The organism is Micromonospora endophytica (assembly GCF_003236305.1).
Classification (GTDB): Bacteria; Actinomycetota; Actinomycetes; order Mycobacteriales; family Micromonosporaceae; genus Micromonospora; species Micromonospora endophytica.
In genome coordinates, this window is sequence record NZ_POTX01000345.1 from 1 (window position 1) to 4,655 (window position 4,655).

The following is a 4,655-nucleotide window of genomic DNA, read 5'->3' on the forward strand; positions in this document are numbered from 1 at the left end:
GGCATGGTGGGCGGTCGGGTGGGTACGCAACGGACGCCGCGGATTCCGGCTGCGGACAGGAGGGCAGCAACCATGACGGATCGTGACCGGCAACCGCCGCTGGAGGAGCGCCCCGAGACGGCCGCGGCGGTGGACGACGACAGCGGTGTGCCTCAGCTGATGACGGGGGGCGGGCCCGATCGGGACAATCCGGTCTTCGCCGCCGGCGAGCGGACCGACCGCGAGCAAACCACCGGGGGCGGACCGACCGAGGAGATCATCGGCGACCCGTACGCCGCCGGTACCGGAGCAACGGGAACCGGCACCGGTGCCGCTGGCGACAACATCCGTACCGGTGCTGAACAGCCCTGGGAACCGCAGGATCTGGTGCTGGCCCGGGGCCAGGACCCGACCCCGGAGAACGTCGAGCGCGCCCGCCGGGAGCTGGACGAGAGCGGCCGAGCCGCCATCGAGAAGACCGTGCCGTAGTCGCCGTACGCCGAGAGGGGCCCCTGGTCCGACCGGTGCGGTCGGACCAGGGGCCCGGGGAACCTGCCGCCGCAGTGCCTCACCTACTGCTGGCGGCGGGTGTGCCTGGCCGTCAGGACAACGGCGGGTAGGCGTTGCGCATCAGCTCGGCGAGCTGCGCCGGGAACCAGGCGCCCGAGATCGGGGCGTCCGGCAGGGCACCGCTGCGGTTGTTGCCGTTGCGGGCGTTACCGGTGTAGGTCGGGTCGCACATCCGGTCGAAGCCCTTGCCGTCGTTGTTCGGGATCTCGCGGCTGGAGCCGTCCGACTCACCCGGGGGCTTGATCCAGACGTACGCGTCGATGCCCGGCTCCGGCGCGGCCTTCGGCCGCTCACCCAGACCCGCACCGGACTGGTTGCACCAGTTGCCCTTGTGGATACGACGGTCGATCCGGCCACCATCCACGTAGGCGTCCACGCTGGTCGTCGGGCCCGCGCCGGTGGGCCGGGCGCTGCCGCCCCAGCCGTTGCGGGAGGTGTCGATCAGCATGCCGATGTTGCTGTCGAAGCCCTGCCGGACCAGCTCCTGGCGGAACGCCTGGGCGAAGGAGAGTTCGTCGTTGTACTGGTTCCAGTCGATCCACTTCGACTGCCGCACCGTCTGCCCGTTCACCGAGTCGGTGACCCGCGCGTACGGCTCACGCAGCGCCGAGTAGTTCGCGGTGTTGACGATGAAGCCGTGCACGTTGGCGGCGCTGGCGCCGGAAGCCCGCGAGGCTTCCCGCAGGACCTGGGCGGACGGGACGAAGTTGCTGTCCCAGCCGAGCCAGCCGTGGTGACCAGCGTCGATGTAGTTGTAGACGTTCGGGATCGCGCCCAGCTTGGCGAGGGCGTAGCCGACACCCTGCACGTACCCGCCGTTGGCCTTCATCGTGTCGCACATCGCGGTGCCGCCCGGGTTGTTGGTCGTGTTGGTGACCAGGTTCGGCAGCGAGTCGATCTCGATGATGTTGATGATCCGCAGGTTGCGGTACTTCGCGTCACCCTGGATCGCCGCGATCGGGTCGATGTACTGCGCCTTGTACTTCGGCAGCTCGTCGGCCTTCAGCTCACCGTTGGAGGCGAGCGCCGCGCAGTCGCGGCCGGGCAGGTTGTAGATCACGACCTGGATGTACTGCGCGTTCTGCCGCAGCGCCTCGTCCAGGTGGTCACGCAGGCCCATCGGGCCGTTGGACTGGCTGTCGTCGGTGCCCTCGATCGCCGCGATCCGGTCCAGCCACACACCTGTGGGGGTGTTCGAGATCCGGTTGCCACCCGCGACCGTCTCGGCCTTGGACTTCCACTCCGGGTTCACGTAACCCCGGGCGTTGAGGTACGGGTTGTCCACCCGCGGCCCGCCGGGCGGGTTCGAGGTCGGCGGCGTGGTGGGGCTCGTGGTCGGGCCCGCGGTCGGGCTCGTGGTGGGGTTCGTGGTCGGGCTGGTGGTGGGGTTCGTGGTGCCACCGTTGCAGGCCACGCCGTTGATGGTGAACGAGGTGGGGCTCGGGTTGCTGCCGCTCCAGCTGCCGTTGAACCCGATGCTCGTGCTGCCGCCGCTGGCGAGCGAGCCGTTGTACGACTCGTTCTGGGCCGTCACGTTCCGGCCCGACTGCGTCCACCGCGCCGACCAGCCCTGCACCACACGCTGGTTGGCGTCGGGGAACGTGAAGCCGAGGGTCCACCCGTTCAGCGCGTCACCGACGTTGCGGATGGTGATGTTGGCGGTGAAACCGCCCTGCCACTGGTTTGCCGAGTAGGTCACGCTGCACTGCGTCGCCGCGTGCGCCGCAGTGACCGGTATCGTCACCAAACCGCCCGCGACCAGCGCGCTCGCGCCGGCCAGCGCGACGGCCCGGCGTGGGCCGGACAGTTTTCTCCACAGATTCATGCCACTGATCTCCTTGGGCGAGACCGGATCCGCGTAACGGCCCGGCACGTGGCGTCCGGCGGTCCGGCGAGGACCGTCTCCGGTGCCAACGGGATTTTCGGAGGCGCCCGACCCGGACGGGCGTTGGTGGTGGTGCGACGGCCGGTGCGCCACCGGCCGAGCGGCGGGTTGCCGTCCGGTCAAAGCCGGTTGCCCTCGACACCTGCCTGCGCGGTGCAGCTCCCCGAACCGCGTGCAGCGATTCTTACATGGGAGCGCTTCCATGGCAACGGTTCGATATTTTCGACGACCCTACCGGACAAACCTCCCAGCTCACGCCTACCCGGCTCGGCGAGGCCCGCAGCGTCCGTCCGACCCCGCCGAAGCGGACGAATGACAAAACGCGAATCTTTCCCTGCATAAGCCATGAAACGGTCTAACGTCGGTTCTGGCTCGGTTGATGCCGGCCGCAGGACAACCAGGGATGGAGTGACGCAGGTCATGGCTAAGAAGATGCTTGGGAAGGTGGTGGCGGGGGCCGCCCTCGGCGGCGCCTCCCTGCTGGTATTCACGCCCGGGATCGCGCTCGCCGACGGCCAGCCCCACGAGAACGAGGGCAAGGTCTTCGCCAAGCCGCACGCGGTCAAGCCCGGCGAAGAGGTCAAGCTCGTGGAGATCTGCCCGAAGCCTCAGGAGGAGGCCTTCGTCTGGTCCAAGGTCACCGGCAAGGTCAAGCTCGAACCGGCCCGCGGCGACCACGAAGAGGACCGCGGCGGTTGGATCGGTGAGGACAGCGTCGACGAGCGCGGTGCCGGCCGGTGGCAGGAGGACCGGGCCCCGGAGCACGGCGAGTACGGCAAGGACGGGAAGGACCACGAGGAGCCCGACTGGAAGGGCCCCGACGGCAAGGGCCCCGACGGCAAGGGCCCCGACGGCAAGGGCCCCGAAGAAGGCAAGGGCCACGAGGAGCCCGACTGGAAGGGCCCCGATGGCAAGGGCCACGAGGAAGGCAAGGGCCCTGAAGAAGGCAAGGGCCACGAGGAAGCGCCCAAGCCGGAGCCGAAGGGTGGTGCCGGCGGCGGTGCCGCAGCCGACGGCGAACACGACTGGAAGGGCGAGGAGCACGGCCAGGACGCGGAGGGCCCCAAGTACGACGAGCGGACCGGCCCCGAGGGCGACGAGCGCGGCGAGTACAGCCGCGAAGGCGAGAAGCCCGGCGAGCACGGCCGCGAAGGTGCCAAGCCGGGCGAGGGTCCGGGCCACGAGGGCGAATGGTGGGCCGACCGCGGCTGGGAGCGCGAGGCGGAGCACGCCGAGGGCGACCGCTGGGAGAAGGGCAAGGACTTCGTCTACTACGGCGAGGCCCGGGTCGCCGAGGACGCCAAGCCCGGCACGTACAAGCTGGAGGGTTCCTGCGGCGAGGGCGAGCTGGTGGTCCTGCCGCACGGCGGCGTGAAGGCCGGTGACGGCGGCGCCGCCGGCGGAGCCGACCGCGGCCTCGCCACCGCAGGGGCCGGCCTGGTGGGCGCGGCCGCCCTTGGTGGCCTCGTGCTGCTGCGTCGGCGTCGGGCCGATGAGTTCGCGGCCTGACCCGACGGCGAGACGGGCCGGCGGCCGTCACGGTCATCCGTGGCGCGCCGCCGGCACCGCCGTCGTCGTCCTGCTGGCCATGGTGGGTTCCGGGCTACTCGGTGCCGCACTCAACGGCAGCGCCGCCCTGACCCCGCCCCAACCGATGGCGCCAGCCGGGGCGGGACTTCCCGATCCCGATCGGGCCGATCTGCCGGCGGTCGCCGACCCCGCCGACACGCAGCGGGTTTCGGCGGGGCTGCCCCGGGCCGCCCCCACCACGATCAGCATCCCGCGCATCGGTGTCAACGCCAGCATCATGGCGCTGGGCACCAACCCCGACGGCACCGTCCAGGTGCCTCCGCTGGAACAGGCACTGCTCGCCGGCTGGTACGAACCCGGACCAAGCCCGGGCGAGCCGGGCAACGCGGTGATCGTCGGGCATGTCGACTCGGCCGCGATCGGACCTGCTGTCTTCTTCTCCCTCGGCGCCCTGCAACCCGGCGACATCATCACAGTCAACCGGCAGGACGGCAGCTCGGCCACCTTCCGGGTCGACTCGGTGTCGTCGTACCCGAAGGACGCCTTCCCCACCGAGCAGGTGTACGGCCCCAACGACCGCCCAAGCCTGCGCGTGATCACCTGCGGTGGCCAGTTCGACGAGACCACAGGCGACTACCCCGACAACACAATCGTCTTCGCCACCCTCCACCCGTGACCCCCACCCGTGACC

4 protein-coding genes are annotated in these 4,655 nt (G+C 70.5%); 3 read left to right on the plus strand and 1 reads right to left on the minus strand.

The window, feature by feature from the left end; translation table 11 throughout:
- Positions 1-72 precede the first annotated feature (72 nt).
- A complete protein-coding gene (locus C1I93_RS28590) occupies positions 73-468 on the plus strand; it encodes a hypothetical protein (protein WP_111246369.1) in 396 nt (131 codons plus the stop codon).
- Between the two features lie 112 nt (positions 469-580).
- Here the strand turns inward: C1I93_RS28590 and C1I93_RS28595 are convergent, their stop codons facing one another.
- Positions 581-2,374, minus strand: a complete 1,794-nt coding sequence (locus tag C1I93_RS28595) for a glycoside hydrolase family 6 protein (RefSeq protein WP_111246371.1) — start codon at positions 2,372-2,374, stop codon at positions 581-583.
- 480 nt (positions 2,375-2,854) lie between these two features.
- On the opposite strand from C1I93_RS28595, the gene C1I93_RS28600 reads away from it, so the two are divergent.
- Both C1I93_RS28600 and C1I93_RS28605 read left to right on the plus strand, forming a co-directional pair.
- Positions 2,855-3,943, plus strand: a complete 1,089-nt coding sequence (locus C1I93_RS28600; protein ID WP_111246372.1) for a hypothetical protein — start codon at positions 2,855-2,857, stop codon at positions 3,941-3,943.
- On the plus strand, positions 3,927-4,640 hold the full coding sequence (locus C1I93_RS28605) for a class F sortase (protein WP_111246370.1): 714 nt from the start codon (positions 3,927-3,929) through the stop codon (positions 4,638-4,640). Before C1I93_RS28600 ends, C1I93_RS28605 begins: the two co-directional genes overlap by 17 nt.
- Positions 4,641-4,655 lie beyond the last annotated feature (15 nt).

What these genes read in the sequence shown, in the direction of transcription:
- C1I93_RS28590 (WP_111246369.1), top strand. Translation starts at nt 73, where the DNA reads ATGACGGATCGTGACCGGCAACCGCCGCTGGAGGAGCGCCCCGAGACG.
- C1I93_RS28605 (WP_111246370.1), top strand. Translation starts at nt 3,927, where the DNA reads ATGAGTTCGCGGCCTGACCCGACGGCGAGACGGGCCGGCGGCCGTCAC.
- C1I93_RS28595 (WP_111246371.1), bottom strand. Translation starts at nt 2,374, where the DNA reads ATGAATCTGTGGAGAAAACTGTCCGGCCCACGCCGGGCCGTCGCGCTG.
- C1I93_RS28600 (WP_111246372.1), top strand. Translation starts at nt 2,855, where the DNA reads ATGGCTAAGAAGATGCTTGGGAAGGTGGTGGCGGGGGCCGCCCTCGGC.